At 71.5% G+C, this 17,715-nt stretch carries 12 protein-coding genes; 8 read left to right on the top strand and 4 right to left on the bottom strand.

All coding sequences use genetic code 11. From position 1 onward, the window contains the following. The first annotated feature begins 65 nt into the window (after nucleotides 1-65). Both recN and ACIP79_RS38410 read left to right on the top strand, forming a co-directional pair. Complete coding sequence (recN, locus tag ACIP79_RS38415) at nucleotides 66-1,808, top strand: DNA repair protein RecN (protein ID WP_401231529.1); 1,743 nt, start codon at nucleotides 66-68, stop codon at nucleotides 1,806-1,808. A 589-nt stretch (nucleotides 1,809-2,397) separates the two neighbouring features. Next, a complete protein-coding gene (locus tag ACIP79_RS38410) occupies nucleotides 2,398-3,534 on the top strand; it encodes a glycosyltransferase family 4 protein (RefSeq protein ID WP_401231526.1) in 1,137 nt (378 codons plus the stop codon). 7 nt (nucleotides 3,535-3,541) lie between these two features. Here ACIP79_RS38410 and ACIP79_RS38405 read toward each other — a convergent pair whose 3' ends face one another. From ACIP79_RS38405 to ACIP79_RS38390, 4 genes are all read right to left on the bottom strand, one after another. Then, entirely contained in the window at nucleotides 3,542-5,170 is a 1,629-nt protein-coding gene (locus ACIP79_RS38405) for a PucR family transcriptional regulator (protein ID WP_401231525.1), read from the bottom strand. An 80-nt stretch (nucleotides 5,171-5,250) separates the two neighbouring features. Continuing rightward, nucleotides 5,251-6,639, bottom strand: coding sequence for an FAD-binding oxidoreductase (locus ACIP79_RS38400; RefSeq protein WP_401231522.1), 1,389 nt, complete (start codon nucleotides 6,637-6,639; stop codon nucleotides 5,251-5,253). Nucleotides 6,640-6,905: 266 nt separating this feature from the next. Beyond that, nucleotides 6,906-7,148 (bottom strand): DUF6243 family protein, encoded by a 243-nt coding sequence (locus ACIP79_RS38395; RefSeq protein ID WP_401231520.1) that lies wholly within the window; start codon nucleotides 7,146-7,148, stop codon nucleotides 6,906-6,908. 233 nt (nucleotides 7,149-7,381) lie between these two features. Further along, complete coding sequence (locus tag ACIP79_RS38390) at nucleotides 7,382-9,190, bottom strand: glycoside hydrolase family 15 protein (protein WP_387187864.1); 1,809 nt, start codon at nucleotides 9,188-9,190, stop codon at nucleotides 7,382-7,384. Between the two features lie 466 nt (nucleotides 9,191-9,656). Here ACIP79_RS38390 and ACIP79_RS38385 point away from each other — a divergent pair, with 466 nt between their 5' ends. From ACIP79_RS38385 to ACIP79_RS38360, 6 genes are all read left to right on the top strand, one after another. After that, nucleotides 9,657-11,333: a CTP synthase gene (locus tag ACIP79_RS38385; RefSeq protein WP_401231517.1), complete on the top strand. Its 1,677-nt coding sequence runs from the start codon at nucleotides 9,657-9,659 to the stop codon at nucleotides 11,331-11,333. Between the two features lie 122 nt (nucleotides 11,334-11,455). Next, nucleotides 11,456-12,082, top strand: coding sequence for an NUDIX domain-containing protein (locus ACIP79_RS38380; RefSeq protein ID WP_401231514.1), 627 nt, complete (start codon nucleotides 11,456-11,458; stop codon nucleotides 12,080-12,082). A gap of 182 nt (nucleotides 12,083-12,264) precedes the next feature. After that, on the top strand, nucleotides 12,265-14,346 hold the full coding sequence (locus ACIP79_RS38375) for a tetratricopeptide repeat protein (RefSeq protein WP_401231511.1): 2,082 nt from the start codon (nucleotides 12,265-12,267) through the stop codon (nucleotides 14,344-14,346). Between the two features lie 173 nt (nucleotides 14,347-14,519). Continuing rightward, on the top strand, nucleotides 14,520-15,635 hold the full coding sequence (ald, locus tag ACIP79_RS38370) for an alanine dehydrogenase (RefSeq protein WP_387187866.1): 1,116 nt from the start codon (nucleotides 14,520-14,522) through the stop codon (nucleotides 15,633-15,635). A gap of 389 nt (nucleotides 15,636-16,024) precedes the next feature. Next, complete coding sequence (locus ACIP79_RS38365) at nucleotides 16,025-17,152, top strand: ParA family protein (protein ID WP_401231508.1); 1,128 nt, start codon at nucleotides 16,025-16,027, stop codon at nucleotides 17,150-17,152. Beyond that, nucleotides 17,137-17,706, top strand: coding sequence for a hypothetical protein (locus ACIP79_RS38360; protein ID WP_401231505.1), 570 nt, complete (start codon nucleotides 17,137-17,139; stop codon nucleotides 17,704-17,706). Before ACIP79_RS38365 ends, ACIP79_RS38360 begins: the two co-directional genes overlap by 16 nt. The last annotated feature ends 9 nt before the right edge of the window (nucleotides 17,707-17,715 follow it).

Genomic DNA, 17,715 nt, shown 5'->3' with positions numbered 1-17,715 from the left:
AGTGCTGCATCCAGGAGTGACGCCCCGGGGTGGGGTCGCGTCGCGCCGGGCGGGGAAAACCTCGTATGGTCGGGGGCGTGTTGGAGGAGATGCGGATACGGTCGCTCGGAGTCATCGACGACGCGGTGGTCGAGCTGTCGCCAGGCTTCACCGCCGTGACCGGTGAGACCGGTGCGGGCAAGACGATGGTGGTCACCAGCCTTGGGCTGCTGCTGGGCGGTCGCGCCGACCCCGCCCTGGTGCGGATCGGCGCCAAGAACGCGGTCGTGGAGGGGCGGATCACCCTGCCCGTCGGCGGCACGGCGGTCGTACGGGCAGAGGAGGCCGGGGCCGAACTCGACGACGGGGCGCTGCTGATCAGCCGTACCGTTTCCGCCGAGGGGCGCTCACGGGCCCACCTGGGCGGGCGCTCGGTGCCCGTGGGGGTGCTCGCCGAGCTCGCCGACGAACTCGTCGCCGTGCACGGCCAGACCGACCAGCAGGGGCTGCTCAAGCTGTCCCGGCAGCGGCAGGCGCTCGACCGGTACGCGGGGGACGCGGTCGCCGTGCCGCTCGCCAAGTACGCGGGCGCCTACCGACGGTTGCGCGCCATCTCGGCCGAGCTGGACGAGATCACCACTCGCGCCCGTGAACGGGCCCAGGAAGCCGACCTGCTGCGCTTCGGGCTCGACGAGATCGCGGGAGTCGAGCCGCGCGAGGGCGAGGACGTGGAGCTGGCCGCCGAGGCCGAGCGGCTCGGCCACGCGGAGGCGCTGGCGTCGGCCGCCACGGTCGCGCACGCGGCGCTCGCCGGAAACCCGGAGGATCCCGAGGGCATCGACGCGGCGACACTCGTCGCGGGGGCGCACCGGGCGCTGGAGGCCGTACGTTCGCACGACTCCTCGCTCGCCGCGCTGTCCGGGCGGATCGGGGAGATCGGGATCCTGCTGGGCGATGTGGCGGGCGAACTGGCCGGTTACGCCGACGACCTGGACGCCGACCCGCTGCGGCTCGCGGCGGTCGAGGAGCGCCGGGCCTCGCTCACCCAGCTCACCCGGAAATACGGCGAGGACATCAACGCCGTGCTGGCGTACGCCCAGCGGGGCGCCGCGCGACTGCTCGAACTCGACGGCGACGACGAGCGGATCGGCGAACTGACCGGCGAGCGGGACGCCCTGCGCGCCGAACTGGGCGGACTGGCCCAGGGGTTGACGGAAGCCCGTACGGAAGCCGCGGAGCGGTTCGCCGCCGCGGTGACCGCCGAACTCGCCTCCCTCGCCATGCCGCACGCGCGCGTGTCGTTCGAGATCCGGCAGACCGACGACCCCGAGGGCGTGCAGCTCGACGGACGGACGGTCGCGTACGGTCCCGCGGGCGTCGACGAGGTCGAGCTGCTGCTCGCCCCGCACCCCGGCGCGCCGCCGCGGCCCATCGCCAAGGGCGCCTCCGGCGGTGAGCTCTCGCGCGTGATGCTCGCGGTGGAGGTCGTCTTCGCGGGTACGGACCCCGTGCCCACGTATCTGTTCGACGAGGTCGACGCGGGCGTCGGCGGCAAGGCCGCGGTCGAGATCGGCAGGCGGCTCGCCCGCCTCGCCAGGACGGCGCAGGTCGTCGTCGTCACGCACCTCCCGCAGGTCGCCGCCTTCGCCGACCGGCAGTTGCTGGTGGAGAAGACCAACGACGGGTCCGTGACCCGGTCCGGCGTCAAGGTTCTGGAGGGCGAGGACCGCATCCGCGAGCTCTCCCGGATGCTGGCCGGCCAGGAGGACTCGGAGACGGCACGGGCACACGCGGAGGAGTTGCTGGCCACGGCTCGGGCGGACGGCTGACTCTCGGGGCGTGCCGGTGATCGGGCCGGTGACCGGGCCGATCACCGCGCTGGGGGCGCGGTCGGGGGCTCGCGGGAGGGGGCGCGTGCCGGTTTCACGCCGGTGCGCGGATCTCCCCGGTGGCGTCGATCTCACGCCGGTGGCGGCGGTGGTGCCGATGCCACGCCGTGGTGCCGGTCTCAGGCGGGTGGCGGCGGTGGTGCCGATGCCACGCCGTGGCGCTGAGCTCACACGGGTGGCGCCGGTGATGCCGGTCGGCCTGCGGGTCGCGCGGGTGATGCCGATCCCACGCCGGTGCTGCCGATTCCACGACGGTGGCGCCGGTGTCGGCCATCCGGCGGTCCGGACGGACGTGATCGTGTGCCGGGGGCGGCGCCTGTCACTCGTGTGAGTGACTCCGACCAACTAGTTGGGCCCGAAGCCGTGTCCTCGACCGGGCGGTGGTGCCGGAACGGGTGTGCGGCCTGGCATCCTTGGCGTTGGACGCGGAGCGCGATGTGCGGTACACCCCCTCTGTACGTTTCTCCGCACGATCCTTCTGTCCGTTTCCTCGTGACCGTCCGACGCCGAAACCAGGAGCCCCGGCCACGTGAGCCACGTGAGCAGCCACTCACCGCACGGCCAGTCGCCGCTGCGCACCGTGCAGGTGCTCGGCGGCGGGAGCGCGCGCAGCGGCGCGCATGTGCGGTCGCTGACCTCCGGGCTCGTCGCCCGGGGCGTGCGGGTCACCGTGTGCGCCCCCAGTGATGCCGACCGCGCCTACGGGTTCACCGGCGTGGGCGCGCGGCACGTCCCCGTGCCGCGCAGCAACGACCCGGCTTCGGTGGCCGCGCTGCGGACGGCCTGCGCGGACGCCGACCTGGTGCACGCGCACGGGCTGCACGCCGCGCTGCGGGCCACGTTGGCGCTGAGCGGCCGGCACACCCCGCTCGTCGTCACCTGGCACACGCGTCCGCACGCCGAGGGTGCGCGGGCGCGTCTGCTGCGGCTGCTGGAGCGGCGGGTCGCCAAGGCCGCCGCCGTCGTTCTCGGCACGTCCTCCGACCTGGTGGACCGGGCCCGTGACAGGGGCGCTCGCGACGCGCGGCTCTCCGCCGTCGCGTCTCCGGTGCCGCGCGGTGTCGTCGAGCACGGGGACCCCGACCTGCTACGGCACAAGGCGCGGGCCGAACTCGGTGCCACCGGCAGGCCGTTGCTGATGGCGGTCGGCTCGCTGGACCCGCACCGCGGATACGGGACGCTGCTGGACGCCGCGCGCGTGTGGCGCGACCTCGATCCCCTGCCGCTGCTCGTGGTCGCGGGGGAGGGGCCGCTCAGGGCGGTCCTTCAGCGCCGCATCGAGGACGAAGGGCTGCCCGTCCGGCTGATCGGGCGGCGCGAGGACATCACGGAGCTTCTGGTCGCGGCCGATCTCGCGCTGCTGCCCAGCAGTTGGGAGTCGCGGTCCGTGCTCGCGCAGGAGGCACTCCACGCGCGCGTGCCGCTCGTCGCGACCGCGGTCGGCGGAATCCCCGAGCTGGTCGGCGACGCGGCGGAACTCGTCCCGTACGGAGACGCGAAGGCGCTCGCCGAAACCGTCGTTGCCCTGCTCGACGACCCCGCGCGCCGGGAACTCCTCAAGGACAGGGGCTCCCACCAGGCCGCCACCTGGCCGACCGAGGACGACACGGTGGCCCAAGTGCTCAGTGTCTACGACGAGTTGACCGAAGCGCGACCGCTGCCCTGAGCGAGCCCTACGGCGCATGCCTTCGCGCGCGCAGCGCCAGGCTCAACGCCAGTACCGTCTGCGGGTCGTCAAGATCCGTGCCCAGCAACTCCCCGATCCTGGCGAGTCGGTTGTAGAGCGTCTGACGGTTGAGGTGCAGCTCGCGGGCCGTCTCCGCCTTGCGGCCCGCGTGCGCCAAGTAGGTCTCCAGGGTGGGGAGGAGCGGCGGTCGTGAGCGGTTGTCGTGCTCCCGGAGGGGGCCGATGGCGCGGTCGACGAAGGCCGCCAGGTCCGGGTGCTCGCGAAGCCGCCACAGGAGCAGGTCGATGTCCAGGCGCCGGGCGTCGTACCAGGGCCGGTCGGTCAGACCCTGTGCGGCCGTCGCCGTCTCCGCCGCGTGCCGCAGACCCGCCGAGGCCGCCGCCCAGCCGCCCGCGACGCCGACGACCACCACCGGCGGCAGCGCGCCGGGTCGCTGCATGCCCGCCCGCTCCACGCCCGCCCGCAGCGCCGCCGCGACCCGGTCGGCGACCGCCGCGCGTTCGGACTCCGAGCGCAGGCCCAGCAGCAGCGGGACACGGCCCTCGACCGGACGTACGCCGAGCAGGACGGGCACTCCGACGGAGGCGAGCTCCTCGGCGACCGCGCGGGCCAGCACCGCCCAGCCGCCGCCGGGGGAGAGGCCGTCGGCGAGCCGCATCACGACCGGCAGGAGTGGGCCGCCGCCGGGCTTGAAGCCGAGCACCCGGGCCTGCGCCGGAGCGTCCTCGGCCTCGATACGGCCCTCGGCGAGGTCGGTGAGGAAGTCACCGCGTCCGCGCGCCGCGAGCTCCTCCTCCTGGCGGGCCTGCATCAGCACGACGGCCAGGATGCCGGCGGCCCGCTCCGCCGCGAGCCGGTGCACCGGGGCGACCGGGGAGCTGACGGGCAGCAGGACCAGCCGCGCCCGTACCGAACCGGTGCCGGGGCCGCCCCCCGGCACGTCCACGAGGGTCGTCCCCGTCGGCGGCTCCTCCTTGTGCTGGCCGCGCAGCCCCTCCCACACCTGGAGCGGATCGGCGCCCGGTCCGCCGGACCCGGCGGCGTACAGCAACTGCCCCTCAGCCGTCTCCAGGAACACCGGATTGCCGCTGAAGTCGGCGAGGATTCCGAGGACCTGGGGCACTCCGCCGCCGCCGAGCAGCGCCTCGGTACAGCGTCTGTGCACCTCCTCGGCCCGCTGGAGGAGGGCGTAGTGGCCGTTGACGATCTCGGTGTGGATCTCCTCCGTGACGGCCACGAAGGGCACCTCGCGGTGCAGCTGGACGAGCGGGAGACCGGCGGACCTGGCCGTCTCGACGAGGGCCGCGGGCAGCCTGGTGAAGCGCGGGCCGAGCTCCACCACGAGGGCCGCGATGCCGCGCTCGGCCAGTGTGCGGACGAACGCACGCTGTTCGGCGGGGCGGGTGCCGAGACCGTATCCCGTGGTCAGGAGCAGTTCGCCGCCCTTGAGGAGCGAGGCGATGTTCGGGACCTCGCCCGCGTGCACCCAGCGCACTGTGCGCTGCAGCCGGTCGGCGCCCGCGAGGATCTCCGGCAGCCCGCCGCGCAGTCCGGGCAGCTCCAGCGCCCGCTGCACGGTGATTCCGGCGCCCTGGGTGTCGTAACGGCTGTCCATGGTTGCGGACGCTACCCGCCCGCACGGTCCGGAACATCTCCGGCCCGTCGGGGGAGCGGGCACGGGAGCGGCCGGCGCGCTCAGCCGGGCACGGGAGGGATGTTGTGGTTGAAGCGGAAGACGTTGTCGGGGTCGTACGACGCCTTCACCGCGGCCAGTCGCCGGGTGTGCTCGGTGCCGAGGCCCGCCACCACCCGGTCGCCGCCCTCGTCGCCGATGAAGTTGAGGTAGACCGCGCCGGTGCTCCACGGCTGGACCGCGGCGCGGACGCCCTTGACCCACTGGACGCAGCGTTCGTCGTCCGCCGGGTCCTCCCAGACGCCGAAGGGGTGGACGGCCCACGGGGCGTTGCGGTAGGGCACCGGGTACTCGGCGGGTCCTTCGGCGATCGCGCCGCCCTGCGGGAAGAGGACGTGCTGGGTGCCCGTGGGCACGGGCATCGTGTCTCCGAGGGCGCAGTAGACGTCCACGAGGTCGTCGGGCAGGCCCGTGAGGTACTCGGCGGACCAGTGGTTCCGCAGGCCGGGCGGGTCGTCGAGCATGCACTGGAAGTCGGCGTAGGGGAGGGCGGCGACCATCTCCACCTCGTGCGGTACGGCGAGCAGCGGCTCGGCGAGTTCGCGCAGGCCCTCCTCGCCGCCCGCGTACGTGAGGAGAACGCCGCACACCCGTTGGCCGACCACGTGCTCGGGGACGAACTCCTCGGGCGGAGCGGTCAGGTGGATGACGGCGCCGCTCGCCTCGGGCGGTCCCGTCGCGATGATGTCGCGGTAGCGACGGACCGCCTCCGGGCCGTTCTCCGGGGGATACATCAGCAGGGCCATCGAGAACTCGGGCAGTTCGTGCAGCCTCAGGGTCAGCGCGGTGGCGATGCCGAAGTTCCCGCCGCCGCCGTGCAGGGCCCAGAACAGCTCCGGGTTCTCCTCGGCGGTGGCCCGGACCGTCGTGCCGTCCGCGGTCACCAGCTCGACGCCGAGCAGGTTGTCGACCGCCAGGCCGAACCGCCGGTCGAGCCAGCCGCTGCCACCGCCCAGCACGAAGCCGCCGACACCGGTCGTCGAGACCCGGCCGCCGGTGGTCGCCAGTCCGTACGGCTGGGCGGCACGGTCGAGATGGCTCATGAGCGCGCCGCCCTGGACCCGTACCGACCGGGATCCGGGGTCGACCGTCACCTCGTGCATCCGGCGCAGGTCGACGACCAGACCACCATCGTTCAGGGCCATGCCTGCCACGCTGTGGCCGCCGCCGCGCACCGCGATCGGCAGGTCGAGCTCCCGCCCGAAACGCACGGAACGGATGACGTCGGCCTCGTCGGCGCACTGGGCGATCACCGCCGGGCGCCGGTCGATCATGCCGTTGTGGACCTTCCGGGCCTCGTCGTAACCCGGGTCCTCGGGAGCGAACGCGTCGCCGGCCAGATCCGCGCGGAACGCGGCGAGAGCCGCGCCCGCCTTGGAGAAGGGAGCCATGGCAGCCGCCCCTTTCAGCAGGGGACAGGACTGCTTCCAGCCTAGGCGGGCAGGGCGGATCGGGCGCGTTCAGGTGTAATCAGGCCCGTTCGGACTTTTTCGGCCGTATTTCAGCCGACTTGGGCAGGATTCGGCCTGGCAAAGCCGCCTGGCAAAGCCGCCGATTCGGCGGTGACTGCCCCCGGGTGGTCAGCCGAGGCGAGCGCGAAGGGGGGCAGAGAGCTGAGCGGGACCGGCCGCGTGCGGTGCCGTCCGGCGGCGGTGCGTCAGTTCTGTGCGGCGTCGTCGGCCGTCGTCTGGGCGGTCTGGGCGTCCTCGGCCTGTCCGGTGCCCTCGGTCGTGCCGGTCTTCTCGCGCATCTTGCGCACCAGCTCCGCCTTCAGGTCGGCCGCGCCCTGGCGGTCGAGGTTGCGGTGCGGACCGTGGTTCTGCCGTTCGGCGCGGGACTGCTTCTTGCGCTGGCCGCCGCCCATGCCCACAGGGTTGTTGATGTTCTTGCTCACGGTCACGGGTTCTCCCGGTAATGATGCGAAGTGATCTGCGGACTCATTGGTGGGGGACGGGCGGCGATGTCGAAGGACGTCGGCGGGGGCCCGTCACGCCTCACTCGTGAATCGGCGTCTGGAAGAACATGACAAAGACGTTACCCGGTTCCGTCGGCCCCGCGCACCAGCCCCTTCGCCGCCCCGGCGGGAAGAGGACACGGGATCCGGGAATCGAGGTCCGGATCCCGCGCTCCCGTTCAGCCGCCGTACGCGCCCGAAGCGGTCAGCCTCAGTGCCGTGTCGATCAGCGGAACGTGACTGAAGGCCTGCGGGAAGTTCCCGACCTGGCGCTTGAGCCGGGGGTCCCACTCCTCGGCGAGCAGGCCCAGGTCGTTGCGGAGGGCGAGCAGCCTCTCGAAGAGCTTGCGGGCCTCGTCGACCCGCCCGATCATCGCCAGGTCGTCCGCCATCCAGAACGAGCAGGCGAGGAAGGCGCCCTCGTCACCCTCCAGGCCGTCCACGCCCGCGTCCTCGCCGCTGGTGGGGTAGCGCAGGATGAAGCCGTCCGAGGTCGACAGCTCGCGCTGGATGGCCTCGATGGTGCCGATCACGCGCTTGTCGTCCGGCGGCAGGAAGCCCATCTGGGGGATGAGCAGCAGCGAGGCGTCCAGCTCCTTGGAGCCGTACGACTGCGTGAACGTGTTGCGCTCCTTGTCGTAGCCCTTCTCGCACACGTCCCGGTGGATGTCGTCGCGCAGCTCGCGCCACTTCTCCAGCGGACCGTCCGCGTCACCGGACTCGATGAGCTTGATCGTGCGGTCGACCGCGACCCAGGCCATCACCTTGGAGTGCACGAAGTGGCGGCGCGGGCCGCGGACTTCCCAGATGCCCTCGTCCGGCTGGTCCCAGTGGTCCTCCAGGTAGCGGATCAGCTTGAGCTGGAGGAGCGAGGCGTAGTCGTTGCGGGACAGGCCCGTCATGTGGGCGAGGTGCAGGGCCTCGGTGACCTCGCCGTAGACGTCGAGCTGGAGTTGGCCCGCGGCGCCGTTGCCGACGCGGACGGGTCCCGAATTCTCGTACCCGGGAAGCCAGTGGAGCTCCGCCTCGCCCAACTCCCGTTCGCCGGCGATGCCGTACATGATCTGGAGGTTCTCCGGGTCGCCGGCGACCGCGCGCAGCAGCCACTCGCGCCAGGCGCGCGCCTCCTCGCGGTAGCCGGTGCGCAGCAGCGACGACAGGGTGATCGCCGCGTCACGCAGCCAGGTGTAGCGGTAGTCCCAGTTGCGTACGCCGCCGATCTCCTCCGGGAGCGAGGTCGTGGGCGCGGCGACGATGCCGCCGGTGGGCGCGTACGTCAGGGCCTTGAGGGTGATCAGCGAGCGTACGACGGCCTCGCGGTAGGGGCCGTGGTACGTGCACTGGCCGACCCAGTCCCGCCAGAACTCCTCGGTCGCCTCCAGCGACTGCTCGGGCTCCGGCAGCGCGGGCGGCACCTTGTGCGAGGGCTCCCACGAGATGGTGAACGCGATCCGGTCACCGGGCGCCACCGTGAAGTCGGCGTACGTGGTCAGTGCCTTGCCGTAGGTCTCGCAGGCGGTGTCGAACCACACCGAGTCGGGGCCGGCGACGGCGACCGTCCGCCCCTCGTGCTTGTGCACCCAGGGCACGACCCGGCCGTAGCTGAAACGCATCCGCAGCGCGGAGCGCATCGGGACCCGGCCCGTGACGCCCTCCACGATGCGGATCAGCTGCGGCGCGCCGTCGCGCGGGGGCATGAAATCGGTCACGCGGACCGTGCCGCGTGGGGTGTCCCACTCGGATTCCAGGATCAGCGAGTCGCCGCGGTAGGTACGGCGCGCCGCCGTCGGCGGTGGGGCGTCGGCCGCGTGCGCCGGCCCCAGCCGCCAGAATCCGTGTTCCTCCGTGCCGAGCAGTCCTGCGAAGACGGCGTGGGAGTCGAAGCGGGGCAGGCACAGCCAGTCGACCGTGCCGTCCCGGCAGACCAGCGCGGCTGTCTGCATGTCTCCGATGAGTGCGTAGTCCTCGATGCGCCCGGCCACGTGCATCTCCAGTCGAACGGCCACGTCGCCCCCGGAGGGGCGGTCGCTCTTGCGGTCAAGGGAACGTTGGTATTGCGTCGCTACGAAACGTCAATAGTCGGTGCGATTGTCGTTGCGAAACGAACTGACGAGCTCTCGTGTTCCGGGATACGGACGGGGATGGTGCCGTGTGTCGGCCGGGCTCGGCAGCAAGTGTCCGAGCAGGATACGACGCACCTGGAAGATCCGCGTGCCGGTCCCGGTAACCCGGCTCCGCCGATCGAGTGAGACTCCAGTGTGTGGCGTGTGGGGTACGTGTCGACGTGTGTGCGGAGCGTGGCCGGAAGCAGCCTCCCTGAGGCGCTGATACCCTGGTAGCCCGTGGACCGGTGGGAGAAAAACCCCCGAACCGCAGCGACGGCACCTCCGGAGAACTCCGGACCCCACGCCGGTACGCACCCCAGACCGCGACCACGGGAGCCCCCTCTTGGCCATGACGCCCGCTGCTTTCCGAAACAGCACAGCCACGACGACCAAGCACATCTTCGTCACCGGGGGTGTCGCCTCCTCCCTCGGCAAGGGCCTCACGGCCTCCAGTCTGGGTATGTTGCTCAAGGCGCGGGGCCTGAGAGTCACGATGCAGAAGCTCGACCCGTACCTGAACGTCGACCCGGGCACCATGAACCCGTTCCAGCACGGTGAGGTGTTCGTCACCAACGACGGCGCCGAGACCGACCTGGACATCGGCCACTACGAGCGCTTCCTCGACGTGGATCTGGACGGCTCGGCCAACGTCACCACCGGCCAGGTGTACTCGACGGTCATCGCCAAGGAGCGGCGCGGCGAGTACCTGGGCGACACCGTGCAGGTCATCCCGCACATCACCAACGAGATCAAGCACCGCATCCGCCGGATGGCCACCGACGACGTCGACGTGGTCATCACGGAGGTCGGCGGCACGGTCGGCGACATCGAGTCGCTGCCCTTCCTGGAGACGGTCCGTCAGGTCCGTCACGAGGTCGGCCGCGACAACGTGTTCGTGGTCCACATCTCGCTCCTCCCGTACATCGGCCCCTCCGGGGAGCTGAAGACGAAGCCGACCCAGCACTCGGTCGCCGCGCTGCGCAACATCGGTATCCAGCCGGACGCGATCGTGCTGCGGGCCGACCGCGAGGTGCCCACCGCCATCAAGCGCAAGATCTCGCTGATGTGCGACGTCGACGAGGCGGCCGTGGTCGCGTGCATCGACGCCAAGTCGATCTACGACATCCCGAAGGTCCTGCACACCGAGGGCCTGGACGCGTACGTCGTCCGCAAGCTGGACCTCGCCTTCCGCGACGTGGACTGGACGGCCTGGGACGACCTGCTCGACCGCGTCCACAGCCCGCGGCACGAGATCACCCTGGCGCTGGTCGGCAAGTACATCGACCTGCCCGACGCCTACCTCTCGGTCACCGAGGCACTGCGCGCCGGCGGTTTCGCGAACAAGGCCCGGGTGGCGGTCAAGTGGGTCACCTCGGACGACTGCAAGACCCCGGCGGGCGCGGCCAAGCAGCTCGGCGACGTGGACGCGATCTGCATCCCCGGCGGCTTCGGCGACCGCGGCGTGTCCGGCAAGGTCGGCGCCATCCAGTACGCCCGTGAGAACGGGATCCCGCTGCTCGGCCTCTGTCTGGGCCTCCAGTGCATCGTCATCGAGGCCGCGCGCAACCTGGCCGGCATCACCGACGCCAACTCCACCGAGTTCGACTCCGGCACCTCCCACCCGGTCATCTCCACCATGGCCGAGCAGCTCGACATCGTGGCGGGCGACGGCGACATGGGCGGCACCATGCGGCTGGGCATGTACCCGGCCAAGCTCGCCGAGGGCTCCATCGCGCGCGAGGTGTACGACGGCAAGGAGTACGTCGAGGAGCGGCACCGGCACCGCTACGAGGTGAACAACGCCTACCGCGCGGAGCTGGAGAAGAAGGCCGGTCTCCAGTTCTCCGGGACCTCGCCGGACGGCAAGCTCGTCGAGTACGTCGAGTACCCGCGCGACGTCCACCCGTACCTGGTGGCGACCCAGGCCCACCCCGAGCTTCGGTCCCGCCCGACCCGCCCGCATCCGCTCTTCGCGGGCCTGGTCAAGGCCGCGGTGGAACGCAAGACGGGCAAGACAGCCAAGTAACGCGAGGGTTGTACGGTGTTCGGGGTGTGTGCCTTTTGAGGCGTGCACCCCGTTTTCCGTCACGGGTTCCGGTAACGGTTCCTGTGCGGGGCCAGTTTCTTGCACGTGTGGGAGGACAGGGCATGAGCATCAAGGACACCGCCGAGGCCTGGGAGATCAGGGCGAGCGAGACCCCGTTCGTCGGCAACAAGACCTCGGTCCGCACGGACGACGTGGTCATGCCCGACGGATCGGTCGCCCGCCGCGACTACCAGGTCCATCCCGGCTCCGTCGCCATCCTCGCCCTCGACGACGAGGACCGCGTGCTTGTGCTGCGCCAGTACCGCCACCCCGTGCGCCACAGGCTCTGGGAGATCCCGGCCGGTCTCCTCGACATCCCCGGCGAGAACCCCCTGCACGCCGCGCAGCGCGAACTCTACGAAGAGGCGCACATCAAGGCCGAGAACTGGCGGGTTCTCACCGACGTCTACACCACGCCCGGCGGCTGCACCGAGGCCGTCCGCGTCTTCCTCGCCCGTGACCTCTCCGAGGCGGAGGGACTGCGCTTCGAGGTCGAGGACGAGGAGGCCGACATGGAGCTGGCCCGGGTCCCCGTCGACGAGCTCGTCCGCCGGGTACTCGCCGGAGACCTGCACAACACCTGCCTCGCCGTCGGCGTGCTCTCGCTGGTCGCCGCACGGAACGGCGACGGCCTCGACGTGCTGCGCCCGGCGGAGGCGCCCTGGCCGGCCCGCCCCTTCGAGGTCTGACAGCCGTCTGACACCCGCCTCACACCCGTCCGACGCAATCAGTCCTACGATCGCCTGATCCGATCGGGGGACCTGTCCGCCGCGCTCCGCACGGATCGTCGCAGAGCGTGAACTAGGCTCTGAAAACGCCCCGTCCGGAGTCCCGGCGGGTTTGCGCGCGCAGTGGGACGGGAGTGTGGCCCGTGACGGATCAGGCGGTGGACAACGGCGGCACGAAAGTGTCGGCAGAGGGGCAGCGCCCGGCTGCCGAGTCCGCTCCTACGGAGAGTCAGTTCCTGGGTCGCACAAGAGAGTTGAAGGAACTCCGGGCCGACATCGAGCGAGCGGGTCTGGACACCATCTCGGGCCGGAAAGCGCCACGCGCGCGCGTGCTGCTCATCGCGGGCAAGCCCGGTTCGGGCCGCACCGCCCTCGCCGAGGAACTCGCGCGGCAGGTCGCCGAGAGTTACCCCGACGGCGTGCTGCGCGCCCGTCTCTCCGAAGCCGACGGCACCCCCGTACCCACCGAGCGCACCGCGCGGGAACTGCTCACCGCCCTGGAACGGCCCACCCCGCCCGGCGCGGACGCCGACGCCCTCGGCGAGGCGCTGCGCGAGGCGCTCGCCGTCCGCCGGGTCCTGCTCGTGCTCGACGACGCGGCGGACGCCGAACAAGTCGACGCCCTGCTGCCCGACACCCCAGACTGCCTGGTCATCGCCGTCTCCGGCGGGCCGCTGACCGGCATCGCGGACGTCCGCCCCTGCACCCTCGGCGGCCTGGACACCAAGGCGGCGCTCGAACTCCTCGGCCGCTTCACCGGCGAGGTGCGCATCACCGTCGACCCGCTCTCCGCCGAGAACCTGGTCGAGCTGTGCGCCGGCCAGCCCGCCGCCCTGGTGCTCGCCGGCGGCTGGCTCGCCGCACGCCCCCAGTCGGCCGTCGCCGACCTCGCCAAGCACCTGCGCGGCGAGGGCGAGGACGGCCCGGCGCCGGCCCGCATGTTCCGGCTGACCTACGCCTCGCTGCCCAGCGCCGCCGCGCGGATACTGCGACTGCTCTCACTCGCCCCGGCCGGTCTCGTCGACCCGCACACCGCGTCCGCGCTCGCCGGCTGCTCGGTGAGCGCCGCCCGCACCACCCTGGACGACTTCGCCGCGCTCGGCCTGCTCCGGCCCGTCGAGTCACCGCTCCCGCAGTACGAGGTACCCGGCTGCCTGCTGCCGCTGCTGACCGCGCTCACCGAGGCCCACGACCGCCCCGCCGAGCTCCAGCTGGCCCGCGCCCGGATGCTGGAGCGGACCGTACGGCTGCTGGTGTCCTGCCGCGCCATCACCGAGACCGACAGCTCGCCCGCCCGCGAGAAACTCGCCGGAATGCCCCGCGCGCTGCGCTTCCCGAACCCCCGGGCCGCCGCCGACTGGCTGCGCATCCGGCAGCCCGCGCTGCTCGCCTCGGCCCGGCTCGCGGTGGCCGACGGAGAGCTGGACACACTGGCCCGCCGTCTCATGGCCGCGCTGGTGCGGGCGATGGTCGCGCACGTCGGCACGCAGGCCGCCGCGCCGGAGCTGTACGGCATCCACCGGCTCGTCCTGGACGTCGCCGAGCGCCGGAAACTGCCCAGGGAGAGGGCCGCGGCCCTGCTGAACCTCGCGGACCTGGACGCGCAGACCGGCCGTACGCCCGAGGCGCTGGCCCGCTACCGGGCCGCGCTCGACGCCGGACGCGAGGCGAACGACCTGTATGCGACCGGCCGCGCGATGGAATCCGTAGGCGGCGCGTACCAGGAACTCGGCGACTACGACCGGGCCGCCGACTGGTACGGGCGGGCGCTCGGCGAGCGGCTCGCCCGGGACGAGCGGGTGGAGGCCGCCCGGCTGTACGGCCGTATCGCCACCGCGCACACCTACGCGGGCCGCTACGGCGAGGCGCTGCGCAACTGGCGGGCCGCCGTCACCGGGCACCGCAAGAACGGCGACCTGGCAGCTCAGGCAAGGGCGTTGAGCGAACTGGCGCGGGTCCAGGAGTACGCCGGGCGGCCCGAGGAGTCGCTGCGCACCTGCCAGGAGGCGGCCGAGCTGGCGCGCCGCGCGGACGAGGTACGACTCCAGGCCGCGCTTCAGCTCAGGCTGGCCGACACCCTGGACCGGCTCGGCGACCCCGCCGCCGCCAAGCTGCACCGGGTGGCGGCCGGGCGAATGCTGGGTGACGAGCTCCCGGAGAGCGCGTCAGCCAGGGAACAAGACGCTAACGCCTACGAAATCCGCAGTACACCCGAAGAAGATTGATGCATTGAAAGGCTAGACAGAGAGAATCCCTTCATTAGACTGGCTCCGCCGCGTTCTTTCGTGGTGTCTCCCGGTGTGCTCCCTCGCGTCGGGTATGACCTGCAATGCCCCGGCTCGCATCGCCCCGGCTTGCACACCCCCCAGAACCCTCTGAGCCAAGGACCGTGATCGACGTGAAGGTCGGTATCCCCCGCGAGGTCAAGAACAACGAGTTCCGGGTGGCCATCACCCCCGCCGGTGTGCACGAACTGGTGCGCCACGGCCACCAGGTCCTCATCGAGCAGCACGCCGGTCTCGGCTCCTCGATCACGGACGAGGAGTTCGTCGCCGCCGGCGCGCGGATCCTCCCCACCGCCGACGAGGTCTGGGCCTCCGCCGACCTGCTGCTCAAGGTCAAGGAGCCCATCGCGGAGGAGTACCACCGCCTGCGCAAGGACCAGACGCTCTTCACCTACCTGCACCTGGCGGCCTCCAAGGAGTGCACCGACGCGCTCGTCGGGTCCGGTACCACCGCGATCGCCTACGAGACCGTCGAGCTGCCCGGTCGCGCCCTGCCCCTGCTCGCCCCGATGTCGGAGGTCGCGGGCCGGCTGGCCCCGCAGGTCGGCGCGTACCACCTGATGCGCTCGGTCGGCGGCCGCGGCGTGCTGCCCGGCGGCGTCCCCGGCACGCAGCCCGCGCGGGCCGTCGTCATCGGCGGCGGTGTCTCCGGCTGGAACGCCACGCAGATCGCCGTCGGCATGGGGTTCCACGTCACGCTGCTCGACCGCGACATCAACAAGCTGCGCGAGGCCGACAAGGTCTTCGGCACCAAGGTCCGGGCGATCATGTCCAACTCCTTCGAGCTGGAGAAGGCCGTCCTGGACGCCGACCTCGTGATCGGCGCCGTCCTCATCCCGGGCGCGAAGGCGCCGAAGCTCGTCACCAACGAACTCGTTTCCCGAATGAAGCCGGGAAGTGTTCTTGTCGACATCGCGATCGACCAGGGTGGCTGCTTCGAGGACTCGCGTCCCACCACCCACGCCGAGCCGACCTTCCCGGTGCACGGTTCGGTCTTCTACTGCGTCGCCAACATGCCCGGCGCCGTGCCCAACACGTCGACGTACGCGCTCACCAACGCGACTCTCCCGTACATCGTCGAGCTGGCGAACCGCGGCTGGGTCGAGGCGCTGCGCCGTGACGCGGCTCTCGCCAAGGGTCTCAACACCCATGACGGCAAGGTTGTTTACCGCGAGGTCGCCGAGGCGCACGGACTTGAGCACGTCGAGCTGGAGACCTTGCTCGGTTAAGTCATCAACGGGTAAAAAGGCGATACGTCAACACGGCTCGTCAACACCGCACACCCGGCCGGACCTTGCCCGACAAGGTCCGGCCGGGTGTGTGTCGGGTCACTTTGTGACACTCGTTCAACTCGCCGCGAACGTAACCCTTTAACCGATTCGTACACCGGTGAAACCTGCTGTGCGACGGGCTTACGCCCTTGACAGAGGGGTGTTCGGTTGCCGACACATCGGGTCGGGTCCGGCGGATTGTGTTGCTGCGGAGCGGTGACACGCCATAGAGTCGCCAACCGTCGGCATGGTGCCACGCTGACCTATCGAGAAGTTTCCTGGTCACCAAGGAGGTAAGACGACTTGTGAATGAGTCGACATTTACTCCCGGGGGTGGTCAACCAGGAATGCCGACGCGGGGCCAGGCCCCCACGGGGCTCGAGGCTGTCGGCTCCGTCGCTGTCCGCACCTTCGCAGCCCAGAAGAGTCCCCGTATGACTCAGACAGCACACCCGAGCATGGATGGCCATCACGTGAACGCCATGGCCGGCAACGGAAGTGGCGAGAACCGCACCCACTTCGCCGACTACGACGAACTGCCCGAGGGGCACTTCTACGACCCCGACGCCGAGTACGAGCCGGATCCCGAGTACGCGGCCACGCTCGCGCCCGACGCCGCCCGTCAGCGTCGTGAGCGCGTCGGCCCGACAGGGCGTCCGCTGCCGTACTTCCCGATCCCGGGCCCGCTGACCGACCACGGCCCCGCGACCATCGTCGCGATGTGCAACCAGAAGGGCGGCGTGGGCAAGACCACGTCGACCATCAACCTGGGTGCCGCGCTCGCGGAGTACGGACGCCGGGTCCTGCTCGTCGACTTCGACCCGCAGGGCGCGCTCTCGGTCGGCCTCGGCGTCAACCCGATGGAGCTCGACCTCACCGTCTACAACCTGCTCATGGAGCGGGGGATGTCGGCCGACGACGTGCTCCTGAAGACGGCGGTCCCGAACATGGACCTGCTGCCGAGCAACATCGACCTGTCCGCCGCCGAGGTGCAGCTGGTGAGCGAGGTCGCGCGCGAGTCCACGCTCCAGCGCGCCCTGAAGCCGCTGATGGCCGACTACGACTACATCGTGATCGACTGCCAGCCCTCGCTCGGCCTGCTCACCGTGAACGCCCTCACGGCGGCCCACAAGGTGATCGTGCCGCTCGAGTGCGAGTTCTTCGCCCTGCGCGGGGTCGCGCTGCTCACCGAGACCATCGAGAAGGTCCAGGAGCGGCTCAACCCCGAGCTGGAGCTCGACGGCATCCTCGCGACGATGTACGACTCCCGCACGGTGCACAGCCGTGAGGTGCTCGCGCGCGTCGTCGAGGCGTTCGACGATCACGTCTACCACACGGTCATCGGGCGCACGGTGCGCTTCCCGGAGACCACCGTCGCCGGTGAGCCGATCACCACGTACGCCTCCAACTCCGTCGGTGCCGCCGCCTATCGCCAGCTCGCCAGGGAGGTGCTCGCCCGGTGTCACGCCGAGTGAGTCTGCCGGGGGCCGACGAACTGTTCCGTACCACCGGGGGAATGGCGCTCCAGGCGTCCTCGCCCTCGCGCCGGACCAACGGCGAGGCCCGGGTACCGGCTCCCGCGGGCGAGAGCGACACGGCGGCCGCCGGGGACGACGCGCCGCAGGGGGTGCCCGTCCAGGGCGGTGACGGCGAGGGTGACGAACACGTCGCCGCCGACTCCGACCCCGACGCGGGATCCCGCAGCCGTGGCGCCACCGCGGAGCGCTCGGGGCGAGGTCAGGCGATGCAGGAAGGTTCTGCCGCCGGACAGTCCTCGCGCAAGCGCGGACGGGGCCAGGGACAGAACCGGCGGCCCAGCGGGCGCGAGCGGCACGACGAGAAGATCACCGTGTACGTGTCCGCGGAAGAGCTCATGGACCTGGAGCACGCCCGGCTGGTGCTCCGGGGCGAGCACGGGCTGGCCGTCGACCGCGGGCGGATCGTCCGCGAGGCGGTCGCCGTGGTGCTCGCCGATCTGGAATCCCGTGGGGACGCGAGCATTCTCGTGCGACGGCTTCGTGGGCGGTAGGAGGTAGCC

The organism is Streptomyces sp. NPDC088747, assembly GCF_044751025.1.
Taxonomy (GTDB): Bacteria; Actinomycetota; Actinomycetes; order Streptomycetales; family Streptomycetaceae; genus Streptomyces.
The sequence above is the reverse complement of the archived record's forward strand: the minus strand, read 5'-3'. Positions and strand labels throughout refer to the sequence as shown.